This window comes from Erwinia amylovora (genome assembly GCF_017161565.1).
GTDB lineage: Bacteria > Pseudomonadota > Gammaproteobacteria > Enterobacterales > Enterobacteriaceae > Erwinia > Erwinia amylovora.
In genome coordinates this window covers 1,339,147-1,357,138 of record NZ_CP066796.1, presented here as the reverse complement: position 1 = coordinate 1,357,138, position 17,992 = coordinate 1,339,147, and the positions used below count along the sequence as shown (strand labels likewise).

The window sequence follows — 17,992 nt, the reverse complement described above, 5'->3', positions numbered from 1 at the left end:
CAAGTAACAGGCCGTTTGCGGTACAGCGTGGAAAATTTAATGTATTCAGTTCGTTAAAGATCCCCACCGCTGGATTGCACGGTGGTAAGCGTGCGCAGCAGTTTTGCATTATTCATGGCTGAAATTAGCCCGCTGGTGGATGAGAATAACGCTTTATCTGCACGTACCGAACAGCAGGCAGCTTCAGTGAAGGAGGCCGCAACCGGTATGGCGCAAATGATGCAAACCGTTTCAAGAGACTGGCAAAATGCGACTCAGGCAGCCGGCATGGCTTCACTTGCGGCACCATCGGCCGAAGGTGGCGTCTTGCCGCCAGCGAGCAGGATAAGCTTATCCTGCTGAATGACAGCCAGTTGCAGCAATCCTCTTCATCCTGCAACTGGTTAAAAGAGCAGGTTTCACCCCTGTATCACAGCGCTAAATGATCCAATCTGGAGCCGGCACGCCAGGCCGTTTGCCCGCGCATGCCATCTGGATGATGAGTCTCGCACGGCCTGTTCAACGGCCGTGCGTTTTGGTTATACGGGTTTTTTCAGGGTTTTTCAGCGGCGCCAAATACCGGGTAATCCGGCAAATGTACCTTCTGCCAGCTTTCCCAGCCACCGCCAAGCGCCTTATACAGCGCCACCAGGTCGAGAAGGCTTTGTACCCGTGCCTGCTCTGCCTGCTGTTGTAGCTGCGCCAACTGTCGCTGCGCATCCAGCGGTTCGATAAATGAAGACAGCCCCTGACGGTAGCTGACGCTGGCAAGGTTACAGGCGTTTTGCAGCGCCTGGGCGCTGTCATCCAGCCCGGTGACCTGCTGCAGATCGCTGCGGTAGCTGACTAACGCATTCTCCACGTCCTGCAACGCCGTCAGCACCGTCTGACGATACTGTAACGCCGCGCTGGCCTGCTGCGCTCGCGCCAGCTTCACGCCGGAAACCAGCCTTCCCCCCTGGAATATCGGCAGGGTAATTGACGGGCCAAAGCTGTAAAAATTGCTGCTCCAGCGATCCAGATAGCTGGCATCACTGTTACGCACACCAAACTGCCCGCTAAGCGACAGGCTGGGGAACAGCTGCGCCACCGAAACGCCAATACTGGCCGTGGCGGCATGCAGGCTGGCTTCGGCGGCGCGAACATCAGGGCGGCGGCGCGCCAGCTCAGACGGCACGCCGACCGGCACCGCGGGTGGCAACAGCGTTAGCGCTTTACGCGGCGTCAGTTCTGCGTCCAGCGCCCCCGGAACCTTACCGGTTAATACCGCCAATCCGTTCATCGCCTGGTGGATCTGCGCCTGGTAATGCGGCAGCTGCGCACGCAGCGAGCTGAGCTGTGCACGGGCATTTTCTACGTTGGTCTGCGGTGCCAGTCCGTTTTGCTGCTGGCTGCGCGTGAGTTCCAGCATCAGCTGCGCCACATCAATTTGCGTTTCGATTGTCCGGGTAATGGCCTGTGCGCCGCGCAGTTGCAGATAAGCGCGTGCAACCTCGGCTTCCAGCGACACCAGCGCATCGTTGCGCTCTTCCACCGACTGCTGCTGCCGGGCATCCGCCATTTCGACCTGGCGGCGCACCTTGCCCCACAGATCCAGTTCCCATGAAGCATCGAAACTGCCCTGATACAAACCAATCGGTTTTTCCAGGCTGTCCAGCACCGGGCGCAAGCTGTCGGCGTTGCCCATCCCATTGAGCCGATCGTCGACCCCTTGCGATTCCAGTTCGCCTTTTATTCCCAGCTGCTGACGGGAAAAGCGCGCATTGCCACTGGCTGAAGGCGCCCAGGCACCACGCGCCTGATCCAGCTGCTGACGCGCCCCGGCGATGCGCAGCACCGTCTGTTGCAGGGACAGATTTCCCTGCACCGCCCGCTCGATCAGGCTGTTTAACTGCGGATCGCCAAACGCTTTCCACCAGTCGGCGCGGGGGGCTGATGGCAGAATTTTTGCTCCCCCCTGTGGCGGCATACTGTTAAAAACTTCCGGCGTAACGGGCCTGGGGGGCTGATAGTCCGGCCCCGGCGCACAGCCGCCAAGCGACAGCGCTGCCGCTATCAGTACGCCGTTTCCTGAGCGCCGAATATAACAAGGAACCTTCATGTCAGTGTGCTCCCGCACTGCCCTCGCTCTTGATCGGAGCCAGCAGTAAACAAAATGGAATAAGGATCAGGGCGACAATGCTCAGGCCCATAAAAACGTCAATATAGGCCAGGAAACGCGCCTGTACGATCATCTGTTTATACAGCTGGCCGCTGGCAATAGTCAGCGGGTCACCGGCAGTATGCGCAAAGTCCCTGACGCCCTGTGTCCACCGCTCAAGCGTTAAGTTAAACGGTTCGTTGAAGGGCGTCATGCCGTCCGCCAGCTGCGCGCTACGTGCCTGTGAGCGCTCGGTGATCATTGAGGTGGAGAGTGAAATGCCGATCGACCCGGCCACGTTGCGGAACATGGTAAACAGCGCCGACGCATCGGCATTTAAACGCTGCGGAATAGTGACAAAGGCGATCGTGGTCAGCGGTACAAACAGGAAACCTAAACCGATAGTCTGGAAGCTACGCATCAATACCAGAGTAGTGAAATCGATATCCGGCGTCAGGGTTGAGGAATAGATAAACGACACGCCCAGCAGCGTAAAGCCAAAGGCAATCAGCAGGCGTGTTTGTACCAGCGGCATCAGCTTTAACACCAGCGGGATTGACAATACGATCAGCACTGCCCCGGGTGACAATACCAGCCCGGATAAGGTGGCAGTGTAACCCAGATCCTGCTGCGCCAGCTGTGGGATCACTACCGAGCTGCCATAGAGAATGACCGCCATTCCTGCCATCAACAGGCAGGCCACCGCAAAGTTACGGTCCTTCAGCACAAGCAGATCCACCACCGGCCTTTTGGCATACATCAGCCAGTAGACAGCACCGACAATGCCGGTCAGCGCCAGCAGGGCGAAAGTGACAATAAAGCTGGACTGGAACCAGTCGGCATCTTCGCCGCGATCCATCATCACCTGCAAACAGCCCAGGCCAAGGGTAATCAGGCCGATGCCAATATAGTCAATGCTGAGTTTACCCTTGGCCAATTTGCGCTCCCACGGTGGATCTTCCAGCAGCTGATAGATGGCCAATACGCTGAAGATCCCTACCGGAATATTGATGAAAAACACCCAGCGCCAGCTGTAGTTATCGGTGATCCATCCACCCAACGTTGGGCCAAGCACCGGTGCTACGATCACCGCAATGGATGACAGGCCAAATGCCTTGCCACGATCGGCGGGTTTAAAGTAGTCCAGTAACACCGACTGTTGCACCGGCTGCAGGCCACCGCCAAAAAAGCCCTGTAATACGCGGAACAGAATGATCTGCCACAGCTCCGTGGCGATACCACACAGGAAGGAACAGACGGTAAACATCACGATGCAAACCAGAAAAAACTGCTTGCGACCCAGCAGGCGACTGAGAAAGGCGGAAATCGGCAAAACGATGCCGTTCGCCACCAGATATGAGGTCAAAACCCAGGTGGATTCGTCGTAACTGGCCGAGAGCGATCCCGCAACGTGCGGCAGGGCAACGTTGACAATCGTGGTATCGAGGATCTCCATAAACACCGCCAGCGTCACCGTCATCGCCACCAGCCAGGGATTACTGGCTGGCTTCCAGCTCTGGCCGGAACTCATTCCAGCGTTACCTTCGGTTCAACCGACAGGCCAATCGGCAGCGGATGGTTGGCATCCAGCCCGCTATCAATGACAATTTTCACCGGGACGCGCTGGACAATTTTCACGTAGTTTCCGGTGGCATTTTCAGACGGGAACGCAGAGAAACGCGAGCCGCTGCCCATTTGTATGCTGTCGACATGCCCTTTCAGCTTCAGATCGGGCCACGCGTCGACGCTGATATCGACTTTATTACCCGGCTTCATGCGCGCCAGCTGGGATTCTTTAAAGTTGGCAACAATCCACACATCCGGTGATACCAGCGAAAACAGCGAAGAACCCGCCTGCACCAGCGTGCCTGGCTGCACATTGCGTTTGCTGATAAAGCCATCGTAAGGCGCACGCACCTCGGTGTAGGACAGATTGAGGCTGGCAGTATTGAGTTGCGCCTGGGCCTGATCAACCTGGCTTTGGCACGCTTCGACGCGGGTTTCCTGCTGACGGATTTGTAAAGCCACCTGCGAAGCCACGGCGACCTGAGCCTGCGCGTCAGACAGCTCCGCTTTGGCCGTGCGCAGCCGGGCGCTGGCGGCATCGATATTGCGTTGCGAGGTGGCGCGTGGGTCAACGCCGCGCTGACGTTTATCGTCTTCCCGCGCGTTAAGATAGTTGGCTTCAGCACGCGCCAGCTGCGCCAGCGCCTGCTGTTTCTGCGCCGGATATTGTACCCGCGCCAGGTCCAGCTGTGCCTGCGCCTGATGCAGCTGTGCCACGGCAACCCCAAGCTGCGCCTCAGCCCGATCGTGCTGGGCGGTGGCATCGCGTGCATCAATTACCACCAGCAGGTCACCTTCCTTCACCCGCTGGTTGTCTTTCACCTTCAGCTGAGTGATATAACCCGCAACTTTTGGCGCGATGGTAACGGCATTCGCTTCGGTAAAAGCATCATCGGTGGTTTCAATATTGCGGGTCATCAACCAGAAAAGCAGCGCAACGAACAGCATAATGACCACCACAATGCCCAGAATAATCAGCGGTTTTTTGCCGGGACGTGGACGACTATTTTCATCTTGCTGGCCGTCATCGGCCGGTTGTGATTCATTTTGTACCAGGGATTGATCATCGGGTGCGGAGGGAGTTTGCTTAGCCATAGTTTCCATCAGTACAGGGCGTTGCTAAAGCGCAGACGCAATTATTCAGTCTGAGATAACCATAGGAGCAAAACTGACAAATGCCAGGAGTTCCTGACAAAAATTAATTTAACCGAAGCTCCATATGGAAAATGAGCACATAAAGCCCCCGGTCACTGCGCAGAGACTCGCCCAACACGGGCAATGTATAGCAGCGCTTCAGCAGATAGTCACCTGGCGCGTAAAGCCATACTGCTGGCACAGCTCGGTTGACATTTATTGCCGGCTTTCACTGAATTGCCGGAAAATGAGCAGGGTTTCATCGCTGACATGGTGCTCAATGCCTTCCGCATCGCGGCGGGCGGTATCCGGGCTGATACCCAGCGCCAAAAGGAAAGTTTCCACAATGTGGTGGCGCTCACGACTTTCGTTCGCCAGCTTTTCTCCTTCCGGGGTCAGGAATACGCCGCGATACGGCACTTGCTCGACCAGCCCGCCAGTGGCGAGACGTTTCAGCATTTTAGCCACCGTGGGCTGCGAAACGCCAAGACGGGCGGCCATGTCCACCTGCCGCGCTTCGCCAAACTCACGGATAAGGTCAGAAATCAGCTCAACATAGTCATCGATCAGCTCACGACGATGCGCTTCACGTACCTGGCGGAAGCCTTCGACATGCTCTTCGATATCTTTCAGTGGCGCGGGCACTGCAACTTTTGCGCGACGACTCATTCAGCTTCCTCTTTATTATCAACCAACACATTTCACCAACGCATCGGTCTGTTAGTGGCACATTGTAAACGAACCGCCGGGAAGCACAAAATTTAGCATTTTAGCTCTGGCTATACGATATAGCCTGTGCTATATCTCTGGGTAATTGGTGCATAACCTGAATGACCGGAGGGCCAACAGATGAAACTCCCACTGCTGTTAAGACTATTTTGCCGATCGCCCTTTACACTGCGCCTGATGCTGCTGGAAATGCTGCTTAAACCTGAGCCAGCCACCCGGGCTTCTTAACCCCTTTGCCTTTTTTACTGTTTATCCTTTGTCAGCGCTGATTCACTTTTTACTCGTTAAGCAATAACCTTGCCTGTCCTGAACGGGTTTAGCCCACGGTTTACTTGACTTCTTTTTCATTGGTGAACAGGCTCGGGCAGCCAGCACGTAAAATCGCTGAAGCAAAGCAAAAAAAAATCCGCCCCCCGGGGCGGATTTCTTCAACGTCAGTCCGCTAAACGGACTTGCGGTTGGCAGCTTAGAAGCTGTAACCTACGCCGGCAGTCCAGGTACCAACGTCAACGCTGCGGATACGGCTCTGCTCGTAACCCACATCCAGAGCAACGTGCTCCATTGGGTTAAACTGCATGCCGGCACCGTAAGAGAAGCCAGCATCGCTTGAAGATGACTGGAAGCGATCTTCTCCAGTTGCCTGGAATTTACCGAAGCCAACACCAACCACACCATAGATGCTTGCCCAGTCGTTCAGACGGAAAGCAGGACCACCGGTGATGCCGTAGTACTGGCCTTTCAGGTAGTCACCTTCTTCGGTGCGATCTTTCTCTGTGTAGGTGAAAGAACCGATCCAACCCAGCGGATCGCTGCCGTTTTCGTAACGGTACTTCAGGTTGAAGCCGTTAGCTTTGTTAGCAACGCCCTGGTAATCGCTCTGAGCGTAGCCGCCGGTAACGGTGCTCTGCGCCATTGCTGAACCAGCAGATACTGCCAGTACGCAAGCTAATGCTGAAAGACATGCAATTTTTTTCATAACCACCTCAAATGTGAAAGTACTACTCTCCTGACAACGTTGAAAATATAACAAAAAATGGCCGGAAACTCTGCCCCGATTTTGTTGTCTAATGAAAAGTTTGGTGTAACAGAAAGTTAATGGAACACCTTATGTCATTCATTTTTCTTATCTTTTCTTTAAGAATATTCGCACTTTTAGAGCGAAAAAAAAACCTTCATTGAGATAATTCTTAATACTGACTGGCAAATTTTTACTCAACCGCCGCCACTTTTACCCTTAGCCAGACTTTTTTTTACTACATGCCCGGTTTACCGACAGCATCCGTTACACTAAGCGACAGGTTTTCTTACAACGGATATCAAGGCTGGAAACAGGATGTCTTCTTTACAGGTAAAAAATGCCATCTGGCGTCCCGTGGCGTTGCTGCTTATCGCCATGACCTCTATTCAGGGGGGAGCCGCGTTGGCCAAAACGCTGTTCCCAACGGTCGGTGCGACAGGGATCATCGCCCTGCGACTCGGCTTGGCAACCTTGATCCTCTGCATCATCTTTAAGCCCTGGCAGTTGCGCTTTAACCGACAGCAGAGGGTACCGTTAGTTATCTATGGGCTGGCGCTTGGCGGCATGAACTACGCGTTTTATTTGTCCATTCGCACCGTACCGCTGGGTATTGCGGTGGCGCTGGAGTTTACCGGCCCGCTACTGCTGGCTCTGGCCGGTGCGCGCCGTGCGCTGGACTTTGTCTGGGTGGCGCTGGCCGTGACCGGATTGTTCTTCCTGCTGCCGATTGACCACGATATGGCCAGCGTTGACCCGATGGGTGCCCTGCTGGCATTGACCGCCGGGGCCTGCTGGGCGGTCTATATTCTGGCCGGACAACGAGCGGGCAGCCAGCATGGTCCGGCAACCGTGGCGGCAGGCTCTGTGATTGGCGCGCTGATCTTTGTTCCGCTGGGGCTGGTATTCGCCAATCCGGGTATCTGGACGCTGTCTCTGCTGCCTGTCGGGTTAGCGATCGCTATCTTGTCCAGCGCGCTGCCCTACTCACTGGAAATGCTGGCACTGACTCGTCTGCCGGCACGTACCTTTGGAACGCTGATGAGCCTGGAACCCGCCATGGCGGCAATTTCCGGCATGCTGTTTCTTGGTGAAGTGCTAACTCTTGTACAGTGGCTGGCGCTGCTGGCCATTATCATTGCTTCAGCGGGGTCTACTTTGACCATGCGACCGGCAAAACCTAAAATCACCCCAATAAATTCAACCGAAGAATAACGTTTTGCCGCCCGCGGGAACCGACTTTACCTGCAGGCAATACAGTTGCAGGGGGTTTATAATGGCATAGCTTCTCTCAAACAGGGGCTGATTAATTCCCACAGAAAAGGCTGAATATATTTTCCACAAATTGAATATAAAAGACGCAATATAAAATTGTATTCAAAAGCAATATGTTAAAACGTCAATAAATCAAACACCCTTGGTGGAAATTAGCAGATATCGGCGTGGTTAAGCTATTTTCCAATCCACCGCTCTATGCCATCGATAGGCGCGACCTTTCCGGCAGACGGCGAAATCGGTGCTATACTGAAGTCCGTATTCAATTCAGAACAGCCCGAATATTAAGAGGATATAAATGATGAGTACCGCTAAACTGGTTAAAACAAAATCTTCTGATCTGATTTACACCCGCAACGATGTGGCTGAAGACGAGAAAAAAGCCACCATCGAGGTGCTTAATCGTCTGGTTACTCAACTGATCGATCTGTCCCTGATCACTAAACAGGCTCACTGGAACATGCGCGGAGCCAACTTTATCGGCGTGCATGAAATGCTGGACGGCTTCCGCACTGCCATCACCGATCATCAGGATACCATCGCCGAGCGCGTGGTACAGCTGGGTGGAGTCGCACTGGGAACAGCTCAGGTGGTGAGTGACAGAACGCCGCTGAAGAGCTATCCCCTGAACATTCACAGTGTACAGGATCACCTGAAAGCGCTGGCTGACCGCTATGGCGTTGTGGCTAACGATATGCGCAAAGCTATCAGCGAAGTTGAAGACGAAGACACGGCAGATATCTTCACCGCCGCCTCGCGTGACCTTGACAAATTTCTGTGGTTCATCGAGTCCAATATCGAGTAGTACCGTCTGGTACCCCGTCGACGTAGCAGATCGGGAGCAGATGGCCGCGCCATCTGCTTTTTTTACCTGGAGGAATTATGGCCAGTGGTTGGGCACGAGATGATGCCGTGCAGGAACAGATTGATTCCACCGTTGATGACGCCGTACTGCGTGCGCGTCGCGCCCTGCATCACGGCGTCAGCGCCAGTGAATGTGAAGAGTGCGGTGAAGCGATCCCTGAAGCCCGCCGTTTAGCCCTGCCGGGAGTCAGGTACTGTATTCAATGCCAACGCCTGCACGACGATCGCCAGGCAGCCAGTCTGTACAACCGCCGTGGCAGCAAAGACAGTCAGCTGCGCTGAATATATTTGCGATCAAAATATGCGCCCGCTGGCATTAACAAGATTTTCATTCAAGACAGCGTTGTTTTCATCCTGAAATTAGCTAAATTGCTTATGCACCATCAGGATTATCATGCCCCCCAACAGCACCCCAAAATAGTGCAAGAGGATTGCCATGCCGTTTTAACCGCGAAAAGTGCAACCAGATTGCTGTGTTAGATCGAGGTTTACAAACTGGCACGATTCTTTCATTAGGCTGCGGGCATTTAATCGGTTATGCCCTTTCCCAAAACAGCAATAAGGATAAGATGATGAAGTCAATTTTTAAGTTTTCGATTGCCGCGTTGGCGCTGGCATTTGCTTTCTCTTCCGCAGCTGCTGAAAAAAAACTGGTCGTGGCTACCGATACCGCTTTTGTGCCCTTCGAATTCAAACAGGGTGGTCAATATGTCGGCTTCGACATTGACCTGTGGGATGCAATTGCCAAACAGCTGAACATGGAATACACCCTGAAGCCAATGGACTTCAGCGGCATTATCCCTGCTTTGCAAACACGCAACATCGATCTGGCGCTGGCCGGTATTACTATCACCGACGAACGTAAAAAAGCCATTGCATTTTCAGACGGTTACTACAAAAGTGGCCTGCTGGTGATGGTGAAAGCCAACAACGACGCCGTAAAAGGGATAGAAGACCTGAACGGTAAAGTTGTAGCGGTTAAGAGCGGTACCGGTTCCGTTGACTATGCCAAACAGCACATCAAATACAAAGACCTGCGTCAGTTCCCGAATATCGACAACGCTTATATGGAGCTGGGCACCAACCGTGCCGATGCGGTGCTGCACGACACGCCAAACATTCTTTACTTCATTAACACTGCCGGAAAGGGGCAGTTTAAAGCGGTAGGCAACTCCATTGAGGCTCAACAATACGGTATTGCCTTCCCGAAAGGCAGCGACGATCTGCGCGAAAAAGTTAACGGCGCGCTGAAAACCCTGCGTGATAACGGTACCTATAATACGTTATACAAAAAGTGGTTTGGCAGCGAACCTGAATAACACCGTCCCTGCTTGCAACTTAACGCCAGGGGGGATTGCCGTGTACTACCCCCGGCGTTTTTAATCTTAAGCAACAAAGGGTTTTCAACCCGGAGAATACGACACATGCAGTTTGACTGGAGCGCTATCTGGCCTGCTATTCCCATCCTGCTGGAAGGCGCGAGGATGACCCTGCTGATCTCTGTCCTCGGTCTGGTTGGCGGAGTGTTAATCGGCCTGGTTGCCGGTTTCGCCCGCGCCTACGGTGGCTGGCTGTCACGTAACATCGCGCTGGTATTTATTGAACTAATCCGCGGCACGCCGATTGTGGTGCAGGTGATGTTTATCTATTTCGCCCTGCCGATGGCGTTCACCGATCTCAGAATCGACCCGTTCAGCGCGGCGGTGGTCACTATTATGATCAACTCCGGCGCTTATATCGCCGAAATTACCCGTGGCGCGGTACTGTCAATTAACCGTGGCTTCCGTGAAGCGGGACTGGCACTGGGGCTTTCCAGCCGTGAAACGCTGCGCTATGTCATCATGCCGCTGGCGCTGCGCCGTATGCTGCCCCCGCTCGGTAACCAGTGGATTGTCAGCATCAAGGACACGTCGTTGTTTATTGTGATCGGCGTGGCGGAACTGACCCGTCAGGGGCAGGAAATTATTGCCGGTAACTTTCGCGCGCTGGAGATCTGGAGCGCCGTTGCCGTTATCTATCTGATTATTACCCTGGTGCTGAGCTTTGTGCTGCGTCGCCTGGAGAGAAGGATGAAAATCCTGTGATTGAATTTAAAAACGTTTCCAAGCATTTTGGCGCAACCCGGGTGCTGCACGACATCGATTTGAAAATTAACCAGGGTGAAGTGGTGGTGATTATCGGGCCGTCAGGTTCCGGCAAATCTACCCTGCTGCGCTGCATCAACAAGCTGGAAGAGATCACCAGCGGCGAGCTGATTGTCGACGGCATAAACGTCAACGATCCTAAGGTTGACGACCGTTTGATCCGCCAGGAAGCGGGGATGGTTTTCCAGCAGTTTCATCTGTTTCCACAAATGAGCGCGCTGGATAACGTGGCATTTGGCCCAATCCGCGTACGCGGTGCAAAAAAAGAGGATGCGCAGCGTCTGGCGCGTGAATTGCTGGGCAAAGTGGGCCTGGCTGAACGTGCCGGTCACTTCCCTTCCGAGCTGTCCGGCGGGCAGCAGCAGCGCGTCGCCATTGCCCGTGCGCTGGCGGTGAAACCCAAAATGATGCTGTTCGATGAGCCCACCTCGGCGCTGGATCCGGAACTGCGTCACGAAGTTTTAAAAGTGATGCAGGATCTGGCCGAAGAAGGCATGACGATGGTGATCGTCACCCACGAAGTCGGCTTCGCGCAGAAAGTGGCTTCCAGGCTTATCTTTATTGATAAAGGCCGCATCGCCGAAGACGGCAACCCCGATGAATTAATCACTAACCCTCCCAGCGCACGTTTGCAGGAGTTTTTGCAGCACGTTTCGTAATAAACTTTGTCAGCAGTCGGATGACTGTCCGGCTGCGGGTAATCCGCCTGATTAATTTATCAGCTTAGATATATTGTCATCAGCCAGGGAGAGATGGCTGTATATGCCTACATCCCAAGTTTCTGCATCCTCCAGGCTCACCGTTAAGCAATATCCAGACGAATTCAATTCTAAAATACCCGAAGTATTTACGCTCATCAAAAAATCCATATTACCGGAGCACTTAACAGGAGGGATAACATCCTGCATTTAGCTAACAGTCAAATTAATCCGGGACAATTTAATCAGGTCACCTCTGTTCAACTTCAGCAGGCCAGCAATGCCGATTTAAAAAGCGCGCTGCCGGATAAGAAAAAAAACTTTTTACGGCACTTGAACAAGGTGAATAACAGCAATAACGCTTATCGCAGTCAGGTTAAGAATAATTGTGAAAATACTCTCAGTGAATTATCCTTATCAATGTCTGAATTCTTTCCTGTTGAGATTATCGAAAAAATATTTTATGATAACTTTGACAACAGAGAAGAACTATTAACAGGATTGAAATACTGCTTTGCTAGAAAATTATTAGATAGCAAGTCCTACACTTCGTTTTTAACTGCTGCCGAAATTAATAATAAGTTTATTAATTTGCTGGTTCTGGCGAAAAATCGTGGGGGCGATAAAATTGATGATTTTGCATGGCATGAACTCAATCAAGTTGCAGATTTCAGACTGCCTAATTTATTTTCCTGCCTCAACATGTGTAACGTCCGCTCAATTATCTCTGTCATTTGCATACAAGCCAGGCGTAAGCGCTTAAAATCGGATCCATTTAGCGAAAAACTTTATCAGTTACTTTTAAATCTTATAACAAAAGTTTCTCCGCCCTACGATAATATAGAAATAAATTCTTTTTTAAGAGAGGCAGCATTCGACGAACGTTTATACGAACTCATTTATGATTATATGGTAAGTTCTGATATTAAAGTCTGTAAAAGATCGGTCTCCACGGCAATGAGAGCTTCGAACATAGTCAAGGGGACGGCGCAAAAAATAGTTATTCATGCTGATAAAAATGACCTTCTGGAAGGCATAAATCTTCTAAAAAGAGACATCTGGATTCAGACAATCAACAGCATTTTTTAAATCTGGATTCTGTTCTGAAAAAAAGAGCTGCCCCCCCCTACAGCTTCTACAACATACACACCAACAAGGGAAAAACCATCAGCAATGTCATAAAAAGGCACTGTAGCGGCGATAAGAAGTTACTTGCATTATTGGAAAATTTGAAAGCGTTAGCGAAAGACGACCCGGGTCCTCATCTGGAAATGACTCAACGCGTAGTGCGCAAATTAACGCAACAGGGGTTGCTCCAGCCACGAAATCAGGATTAGACATAAATAACCCGGCAATGTTGCTTAACTGCGCACCAGCGGAATAATACTGAAACCTTCATCCGCTCACCGCACAGTCTATTTTCAGTGACCTGCCCGCCGATGCTTCGATTGCCAAACGTTAACTCTGACCAGATCCGCTGACTATACTTGCCATTAATTGCTGCTATCAGCATCGTCATCGGAGAAAACAATGCCGGGGTTAACACCACAGTTACGCTATCTGCTGCAAGGACTGATTTTCCTGCTGTTTACAACTGCAACACTCACTGCTGCACCGGCTGTGAGCCTGCCTGCCGCAATGGTCGGCGCCTCACAGACGCAACCAGCGCCCTCTGCCCGGCAGCAACCAGATCTTGCGGAGAAAAAAGCCGCCTGGAACGCCCTCGCCAATATTCTCGACAATGACAGCTCGCGCAAAGAGCTGGTCGAGCAGCTGCGCGCGGCGGCCGCTACGCCAGCGTCCTCAAACGAGCCGCTACTGACGCCGCCCGCTGAAGATGAAGACAAAACCGTTTTACAAAGCGTTACCGACGTCAGCCGCCATTTCGGCGGGCAGTTCGCCGCCCGCCTGCAGACTCTGCATCAGCGTATTGCCGATGCCCCACATAAACCGTTTAATCAGCAGACGTTTATCAACGCGCTGCGCCATTTCGCTATGCTGACGGGCGCGCTGTATGCCTTCTACTGGCTGTTACGCTGGGCGGTGTCGCCGCTATATCGCCGGATGGGGGCCTGGGGCCGTGAGAAAAATCAGGATCGCCGCAGCTGGCTGCATCTGCCGGGCATGATTGTGGGTGCCTTTATGCTCGATCTGCTGCTGCTGGCGCTGGCGCTGTTTGTTGGCCAGATGCTTAGCGACAATATGAACGCCGGCAGCCGCACCATCGCCTATCAGCAGGGCCTGTTGCTTAACGCCTTTGCCCTGATTGAGTTCTTTAAGAGCATCCTGCGGATGATGTTCTGCCCGCGTTATCCACAGCTGCGCTTTTTCCATCTCTCCGATGCGCGTGCCGCCTACTGGAATTTGCGCTTAAGCTGGTTAAGCGGATTGATTGGTTACGGTCTGCTGGTGATTGTGCCGATTGTATCTAATCAGATAAACGTGCAGGTCGCAGCACTGGTAAATATGGCGATCATGGTACTGGTCACGCTCTGGGCGCTGTATCTGATTTTCCACAACAGGCAACATATTCATCAGGAGCTGACCCGGCTGGCCGATCGATCCATGTCGTTTTTCGCGTTATTTATCCGTGCATTTGCGCTGGTGTGGCACTGGCTGGCCAGCGCCTACTTCGTGACGCTGTTCCTGTTCTCAATATTTAACCCCGGTAACAGCCTGAAATTCATGATGGCGGCCAGCGTACTTTCTCTGGCGATCATCGGCAGCGGCGCGCTGATTTCCGGCGTACTGACGCGCTGGATCCACAAAACCATTGTGCTTTCCCCTGAACTGCGCAGCAGCTACCCCGAACTGCAAAGCCGTGTTAACGGCTGGGTTTCGGCGCTACTGAAGCTGGCGCGCGTGCTGACCGTCTTTGCCGTCACCCTGCTGCTGCTGAATGCCTGGCATCTGTTCGACCTGTGGCACTGGCTGACGGAGGGAGCGGGCGAGAAGATGGTGGATATGCTGATCCGCATTGTGGCGATCCTGTTCTTTTCCGCCGTCGGCTGGACCCTACTCGCCAGCCTGATTGAGAGCCGTCTGGCCTCTGACTCGCACGGACGACCGATGCCAAGCGCCCGTACGCGCACGCTGCTGACGCTGTTCCGTAACGCCCTGGCGGTAATTATCAGCAGCATTACTATTATGATCCTGCTCTCCGAAATAGGCGTTAATATCGCTCCGCTGCTGGCAGGCGCCGGCGCACTGGGGCTGGCGGTCTCATTCGGTTCACAAACCCTGGTGAAAGATATTATCACCGGAATATTTATTCAGTTTGAAAACGGCATGAACACCGGCGATCTGGTGACCATCGGTCCGATAACCGGAACGGTGGAAAGAATGTCGATCCGTTCGGTTGGCGTCAGGCAGGATACCGGGGCTTACCACATTATTCCCTGGTCCTCGATCAGCACTTTTGCAAACTTTGTGCGCGGCATCGGCTCATTTGTTGCCAATTATGATGTCGACAGGCGTGAAGATACTGAGCGGGTCAATGCCACCCTGCAGGCGGCGGTAAAAGAACTGCTGGAGGACAACAGCATCCGCGCGATGGTGATCGGTGAACCGGCCTTTGCCGGGTTGGTGGGCTTGACCAATCAGTCGTTTACCGTACGCGTCTCCTTTACCACCCAGCCGCTGAAGCAGTGGACGGTGCGTTTTGCCCTGGATGGGATGGTGAAAAAACACTTTGATGCAGCGGGGATTAAAGCCCCGCTGCAGACGGTGCAGGTGATGCAGAGCGGCACGGATATTGACGGCGCGGCCAGCTTTGCCGCCCTGGGATCGCCAAATTGATGCGCTTACCTGGCCAGCAGGCGAGCGCGCTGAGGCTGTTCCATAAAGCTCCAGGCAATAAAGCGGCTTTGCTTCTGCCCCTGTGCCATATCGATGGTGCGCACTGCTGCCACGCCGGCCTCTTCGAGCGCGCGCCAAAGTTCAGGCAGGTTCTCCTTGCGCGAAACCAGCGAGGTGAACCATACGCACTGGCGGCCAAAACTGACGCTCTCGTCAATCATGCGACGGATAAAGGCTAATTCGCCGCCCTCGCACCACAGTTCATCCTGCTGTCCACCGAAGTTCAGCGGCGAGTGGCGATCAAGACCGAGATTGCGCAGCTTGCGCTGGCTGCCCTGATGCGCATCGGCGGCCGATGCATGGAAAGGCGGATTGCAGAGCGTGGCCTGGTACAGCTCGTTTTTGTGGATCACGCCGCTAAATATCGCCTGGCTGTCTTTCTGGCGACGCAGGCGAATAGCACGATTCAACCCCGGGTTAGCGGCGATAATGGCGTTGGCTGCGGCCATCGCCCGTTGGTTAACCTCGCTGCCGGTAAAGCGCCACTGGTATTCGCTATGACCGATCAGCGGATAGATCAGATTCGCACCGCAGCCAACATCCAGCACGTTGATCTCACGCGGCACCACGCGGCGGTTATCTTCCGCCAGCAGATCGGCGAGATGGTGGATATAGTCAGCGCGCCCCGGAACCGGCGGGCAGAGGGATCCTTCAGGGATATCCCAGTGGGCTATCTGATAAAAATGGTGCAAAAGCGCCTGGTTCAGCGCCTTTACCGCGTTGGGATTAGCAAAATCTATTGACTCGCTGCCCCAGTTATTCACCGCAACAAACGGCGCCAGCGGCGGATGGCTGGCAATCAGCGCAGCAAAATCATAGCGGCCGCGATGGCGGTTACGCGGGTGAAGCACGGTTTTTTCGGCAGCGGTTTTCATCAATGACTCTCTTATCGGCAGGCGCGTAAGATACCTGCTGTGATCATAATGGTAAACCACTGGCGACATTTTTCCGCCTCAGGTTGCTCAGATGCCCCATGGCGCGTCCCTACCCTTCATCGCTATCCCCCATCAGGGACTGATAAAAGAAACACATTTGTCATTGCCCGAACTGCCCTGATTGCCCGATGCATGGTCATCCCTGTGACAGGTGATGTATTTTTGTTCTTATATGCTAACCGCTACTGAAAGTTTTGCTGTACCTATTTAATGCAGATGCAATTTGTTGTACCGGCTCTCATCTACAAGGGACTTTCGTGAGTAAATGACAGCGTGAAATCACCTCAAATAAAGCCCAACTGGTTAATGCAGACGTCAGGAAAATGCAACGCAAAGTGTTTGTTGACAGCCTGCTGGATACTGTTTCTGGCGGTTGGGTAAATGCTTTTGCCAACTGGACTAAGCGTATTTAATTGAGACTGCAAGGGGGGATATTCTTCTGATCCCCCCTTTACCCCAGGGAGGGATGCTCATGACGTTAATAAAGGGCGAGAAGATTAAGCATCTTGAAATAATTTTAAAGGTCAGTGAACGATGCAATATTAGCTGTACCTACTGTTATGTCTTTAATATGGGAAACACACTGGCTGCCGATAGTCATCCTACGATATCTCTTAATAACGTCATTGCTCTCAGGGGATTCTTTGAACGCTCAACTGCAGAAAATGAGATCGAGGTTATTCAGGTAGATTTCCACGGTGGTAAACCGTTGATGATGAAAAAAGATCGTTTCGACCAAATGTGTCATATTCTTCTACAGGGTGACTATGGTAATTCACGAATTGAGTTAGCACTGCAAACTCATGGCATTTTAGTTGATGAAGAATGGATTACTCTGTTCGAAAAATACAAGGTGCAGGCCAGCATACCGGTCGATGGCCTAAGGCATAGAAACAATCGGCACCGGCCAGACAGAACTGGGGAAAGCACATATAAGGGAACCATTAACGGGCTGCGTCTGCTGCAGAATGCGTAGCAGCAGGGCCGCCTTTCCGCAGAGCCCGGAATTCTCTCTGTGGAAATACCAAAGCGAATGGGGCAGATATTTATCACCAATTCGCAGACGTTCTCAAACGTCAACGCTTCGATTTCCTCATCCCGGACGATCATCACGATGATATCACTGATAGCGAGGGCATTGGACGATTTCTCAATGAGGCGCTTGATGCCTGGTTTGCTGATGGAAGACCTGAACTTTTCGTCAGGATCTTTAACACCGACCCGGGTACGCTGCTTGATAAGCAATTTAGCCGGGTTAGCGGTATGAGTGAAAATGTTGAATCTGCCTGTGCCTTTACGGTGACGGCTGATGGATTGCTTCGTATTAATGACACACTGCGTTCGACATCTGATGAAATATTTAATCCGGTTGGACACGTCAGGGATCTCTCGCTCACAGGGGTACTTAAAAATACTGCTGTCGAAGAATATCTTTCATTGAGTAATACACTGCCTGAGGGGTGTAAAGACTGCGTATGGAATAATGTCTGCCACGGAGGGCGTTTGGTCAATCGCTTTTCACAGGCAAACCGATTTAATAATAAAACAGTATTCTGTTCATCAATGAGAATTTTCCTTAGTCGTGGCGCATCCCATCTGATGGCAACCGGCATCGATGAGAGAACGATAATGGCCATTATTCAGGGGTAACGGGA

General features: G+C 52.7%; 19 protein-coding genes. 13 read left to right on the top strand and 6 right to left on the bottom strand.

The genetic code is table 11. The features are described 5' to 3' along the window. The first annotated feature begins 114 nt into the window (after positions 1 to 114). Positions 115 to 342: a hypothetical protein gene (locus JGC47_RS06345; protein WP_013035961.1), complete on the top strand. Its 228-nt coding sequence runs from the start codon at positions 115 to 117 to the stop codon at positions 340 to 342. 190 nt (positions 343 to 532) lie between these two features. Here the strand turns inward: JGC47_RS06345 and JGC47_RS06340 are convergent, their stop codons facing one another. The 4 genes from JGC47_RS06340 to mntR all read right to left on the bottom strand — a co-directional run bounded on the left by JGC47_RS06340 (position 533) and on the right by mntR (position 5,488). Next, positions 533 to 2,080 carry an efflux transporter outer membrane subunit gene (locus tag JGC47_RS06340; RefSeq protein WP_004156825.1) on the bottom strand — a complete coding sequence of 516 codons (1,548 nt, stop codon included), beginning with the start codon at positions 2,078 to 2,080 and terminating at the stop codon, positions 533 to 535. Position 2,081: 1 nt separating this feature from the next. Next, positions 2,082 to 3,650: a DHA2 family efflux MFS transporter permease subunit gene (locus JGC47_RS06335; RefSeq protein ID WP_004156824.1), complete on the bottom strand. Its 1,569-nt coding sequence runs from the start codon at positions 3,648 to 3,650 to the stop codon at positions 2,082 to 2,084. Beyond that, entirely contained in the window at positions 3,647 to 4,789 is a 1,143-nt protein-coding gene (locus JGC47_RS06330; protein ID WP_004156823.1) for an HlyD family secretion protein, read from the bottom strand. Before JGC47_RS06330 ends, JGC47_RS06335 begins: the two co-directional genes overlap by 4 nt. Before the next feature lie 246 nt (positions 4,790 to 5,035). Continuing rightward, positions 5,036 to 5,488, bottom strand: coding sequence for a manganese-binding transcriptional regulator MntR (gene mntR, locus JGC47_RS06325; RefSeq protein ID WP_004156822.1), 453 nt, complete (start codon positions 5,486 to 5,488; stop codon positions 5,036 to 5,038). Positions 5,489 to 5,668: 180 nt separating this feature from the next. On the opposite strand from mntR, the gene JGC47_RS18090 reads away from it, so the two are divergent. Then, positions 5,669 to 5,776 (top strand): hypothetical protein, encoded by a 108-nt coding sequence (locus tag JGC47_RS18090; RefSeq protein WP_024015207.1) that lies wholly within the window; start codon positions 5,669 to 5,671, stop codon positions 5,774 to 5,776. Between the two features lie 238 nt (positions 5,777 to 6,014). On the opposite strand, the gene ompX is transcribed toward JGC47_RS18090, so the two are convergent. Then, positions 6,015 to 6,524: an outer membrane protein OmpX gene (gene ompX, locus JGC47_RS06320; RefSeq protein WP_004156821.1), complete on the bottom strand. Its 510-nt coding sequence runs from the start codon at positions 6,522 to 6,524 to the stop codon at positions 6,015 to 6,017. 357 nt (positions 6,525 to 6,881) lie between these two features. Between ompX and rhtA the strand changes: the two genes are divergently transcribed. From rhtA to ybiO, 8 genes are all read left to right on the top strand, one after another. After that, positions 6,882 to 7,778 carry a threonine/homoserine exporter RhtA gene (gene rhtA, locus JGC47_RS06315; RefSeq protein ID WP_004161989.1) on the top strand — a complete coding sequence of 299 codons (897 nt, stop codon included), beginning with the start codon at positions 6,882 to 6,884 and terminating at the stop codon, positions 7,776 to 7,778. 361 nt (positions 7,779 to 8,139) lie between these two features. Then, entirely contained in the window at positions 8,140 to 8,643 is a 504-nt protein-coding gene (gene dps, locus JGC47_RS06310) for a DNA starvation/stationary phase protection protein Dps (RefSeq protein WP_033477087.1), read from the top strand. A gap of 77 nt (positions 8,644 to 8,720) precedes the next feature. Further along, positions 8,721 to 8,984: a DksA/TraR family C4-type zinc finger protein gene (locus JGC47_RS06305; protein ID WP_004156817.1), complete on the top strand. Its 264-nt coding sequence runs from the start codon at positions 8,721 to 8,723 to the stop codon at positions 8,982 to 8,984. A 290-nt stretch (positions 8,985 to 9,274) separates the two neighbouring features. After that, positions 9,275 to 10,021, top strand: coding sequence for a glutamine ABC transporter substrate-binding protein GlnH (gene glnH / locus JGC47_RS06300; RefSeq protein WP_024015206.1), 747 nt, complete (start codon positions 9,275 to 9,277; stop codon positions 10,019 to 10,021). Between the two features lie 105 nt (positions 10,022 to 10,126). After that, positions 10,127 to 10,786 carry a glutamine ABC transporter permease GlnP gene (gene glnP, locus JGC47_RS06295; RefSeq protein WP_004156815.1) on the top strand — a complete coding sequence of 220 codons (660 nt, stop codon included), beginning with the start codon at positions 10,127 to 10,129 and terminating at the stop codon, positions 10,784 to 10,786. After that, positions 10,783 to 11,505: a glutamine ABC transporter ATP-binding protein GlnQ gene (gene glnQ / locus JGC47_RS06290; RefSeq protein WP_004156814.1), complete on the top strand. Its 723-nt coding sequence runs from the start codon at positions 10,783 to 10,785 to the stop codon at positions 11,503 to 11,505. The genes glnP and glnQ overlap by 4 nt, the downstream gene beginning before the upstream one ends. A 381-nt stretch (positions 11,506 to 11,886) precedes the next feature. Next, on the top strand, positions 11,887 to 12,633 hold the full coding sequence (locus JGC47_RS06285; protein WP_241097898.1) for a hypothetical protein: 747 nt from the start codon (positions 11,887 to 11,889) through the stop codon (positions 12,631 to 12,633). Between the two features lie 441 nt (positions 12,634 to 13,074). Next, the gene (gene ybiO / locus JGC47_RS06280; RefSeq protein ID WP_004161984.1) at positions 13,075 to 15,342 is read left to right on the top strand and encodes a mechanosensitive channel protein; all 2,268 of its coding nucleotides are present in this window, start codon (positions 13,075 to 13,077) and stop codon (positions 15,340 to 15,342) included. 5 nt (positions 15,343 to 15,347) lie between these two features. Here the strand turns inward: ybiO and rlmF are convergent, their stop codons facing one another. Further along, entirely contained in the window at positions 15,348 to 16,277 is a 930-nt protein-coding gene (rlmF, locus tag JGC47_RS06275; RefSeq protein ID WP_013035959.1) for a 23S rRNA (adenine(1618)-N(6))-methyltransferase RlmF, read from the bottom strand. A 383-nt stretch (positions 16,278 to 16,660) separates the two neighbouring features. On the opposite strand from rlmF, the gene xyeA reads away from it, so the two are divergent. The 3 genes from xyeA to JGC47_RS06260 all read left to right on the top strand — a co-directional run bounded on the left by xyeA (position 16,661) and on the right by JGC47_RS06260 (position 17,987). Then, positions 16,661 to 16,750 (top strand): XyeA family cyclophane-containing RiPP triceptide, encoded by a 90-nt coding sequence (xyeA, locus tag JGC47_RS17565; protein ID WP_229023880.1) that lies wholly within the window; start codon positions 16,661 to 16,663, stop codon positions 16,748 to 16,750. A gap of 59 nt (positions 16,751 to 16,809) precedes the next feature. Next, positions 16,810 to 17,313 (top strand): radical SAM protein, encoded by a 504-nt coding sequence (locus JGC47_RS06265; RefSeq protein WP_004156805.1) that lies wholly within the window; start codon positions 16,810 to 16,812, stop codon positions 17,311 to 17,313. Between the two features lie 287 nt (positions 17,314 to 17,600). Further along, a complete protein-coding gene (locus JGC47_RS06260; protein ID WP_004156804.1) occupies positions 17,601 to 17,987 on the top strand; it encodes a hypothetical protein in 387 nt (128 codons plus the stop codon). Positions 17,988 to 17,992 lie beyond the last annotated feature (5 nt).

Excerpts from the sequence above, each read along its gene's own strand:
- JGC47_RS06340 (WP_004156825.1), bottom strand. The coding sequence starts at position 2,080 with ATGAAGGTTCCTTGTTATATTCGGCGCTCAGGAAACGGCGTACTGATA.
- rlmF (WP_013035959.1), bottom strand. The coding sequence starts at position 16,277 with ATGAAAACCGCTGCCGAAAAAACCGTGCTTCACCCGCGTAACCGCCAT.
- dps (WP_033477087.1), top strand. The coding sequence starts at position 8,140 with ATGAGTACCGCTAAACTGGTTAAAACAAAATCTTCTGATCTGATTTAC.
- ybiO (WP_004161984.1), top strand. The coding sequence starts at position 13,075 with ATGCCGGGGTTAACACCACAGTTACGCTATCTGCTGCAAGGACTGATT.
- JGC47_RS06335 (WP_004156824.1), bottom strand. The coding sequence starts at position 3,650 with ATGAGTTCCGGCCAGAGCTGGAAGCCAGCCAGTAATCCCTGGCTGGTG.
- rhtA (WP_004161989.1), top strand. The coding sequence starts at position 6,882 with ATGTCTTCTTTACAGGTAAAAAATGCCATCTGGCGTCCCGTGGCGTTG.
- JGC47_RS06345 (WP_013035961.1), top strand. The coding sequence starts at position 115 with ATGGCTGAAATTAGCCCGCTGGTGGATGAGAATAACGCTTTATCTGCA.
- mntR (WP_004156822.1), bottom strand. The coding sequence starts at position 5,488 with ATGAGTCGTCGCGCAAAAGTTGCAGTGCCCGCGCCACTGAAAGATATC.
- ompX (WP_004156821.1), bottom strand. The coding sequence starts at position 6,524 with ATGAAAAAAATTGCATGTCTTTCAGCATTAGCTTGCGTACTGGCAGTA.
- JGC47_RS06330 (WP_004156823.1), bottom strand. The coding sequence starts at position 4,789 with ATGGAAACTATGGCTAAGCAAACTCCCTCCGCACCCGATGATCAATCC.
- JGC47_RS18090 (WP_024015207.1), top strand. The coding sequence starts at position 5,669 with ATGAAACTCCCACTGCTGTTAAGACTATTTTGCCGATCGCCCTTTACA.
- JGC47_RS06265 (WP_004156805.1), top strand. The coding sequence starts at position 16,810 with ATGACGTTAATAAAGGGCGAGAAGATTAAGCATCTTGAAATAATTTTA.
- xyeA (WP_229023880.1), top strand. The coding sequence starts at position 16,661 with ATGCAACGCAAAGTGTTTGTTGACAGCCTGCTGGATACTGTTTCTGGC.
- glnH (WP_024015206.1), top strand. The coding sequence starts at position 9,275 with ATGAAGTCAATTTTTAAGTTTTCGATTGCCGCGTTGGCGCTGGCATTT.
- JGC47_RS06305 (WP_004156817.1), top strand. The coding sequence starts at position 8,721 with ATGGCCAGTGGTTGGGCACGAGATGATGCCGTGCAGGAACAGATTGAT.
- glnP (WP_004156815.1), top strand. The coding sequence starts at position 10,127 with ATGCAGTTTGACTGGAGCGCTATCTGGCCTGCTATTCCCATCCTGCTG.
- JGC47_RS06260 (WP_004156804.1), top strand. The coding sequence starts at position 17,601 with ATGAGTGAAAATGTTGAATCTGCCTGTGCCTTTACGGTGACGGCTGAT.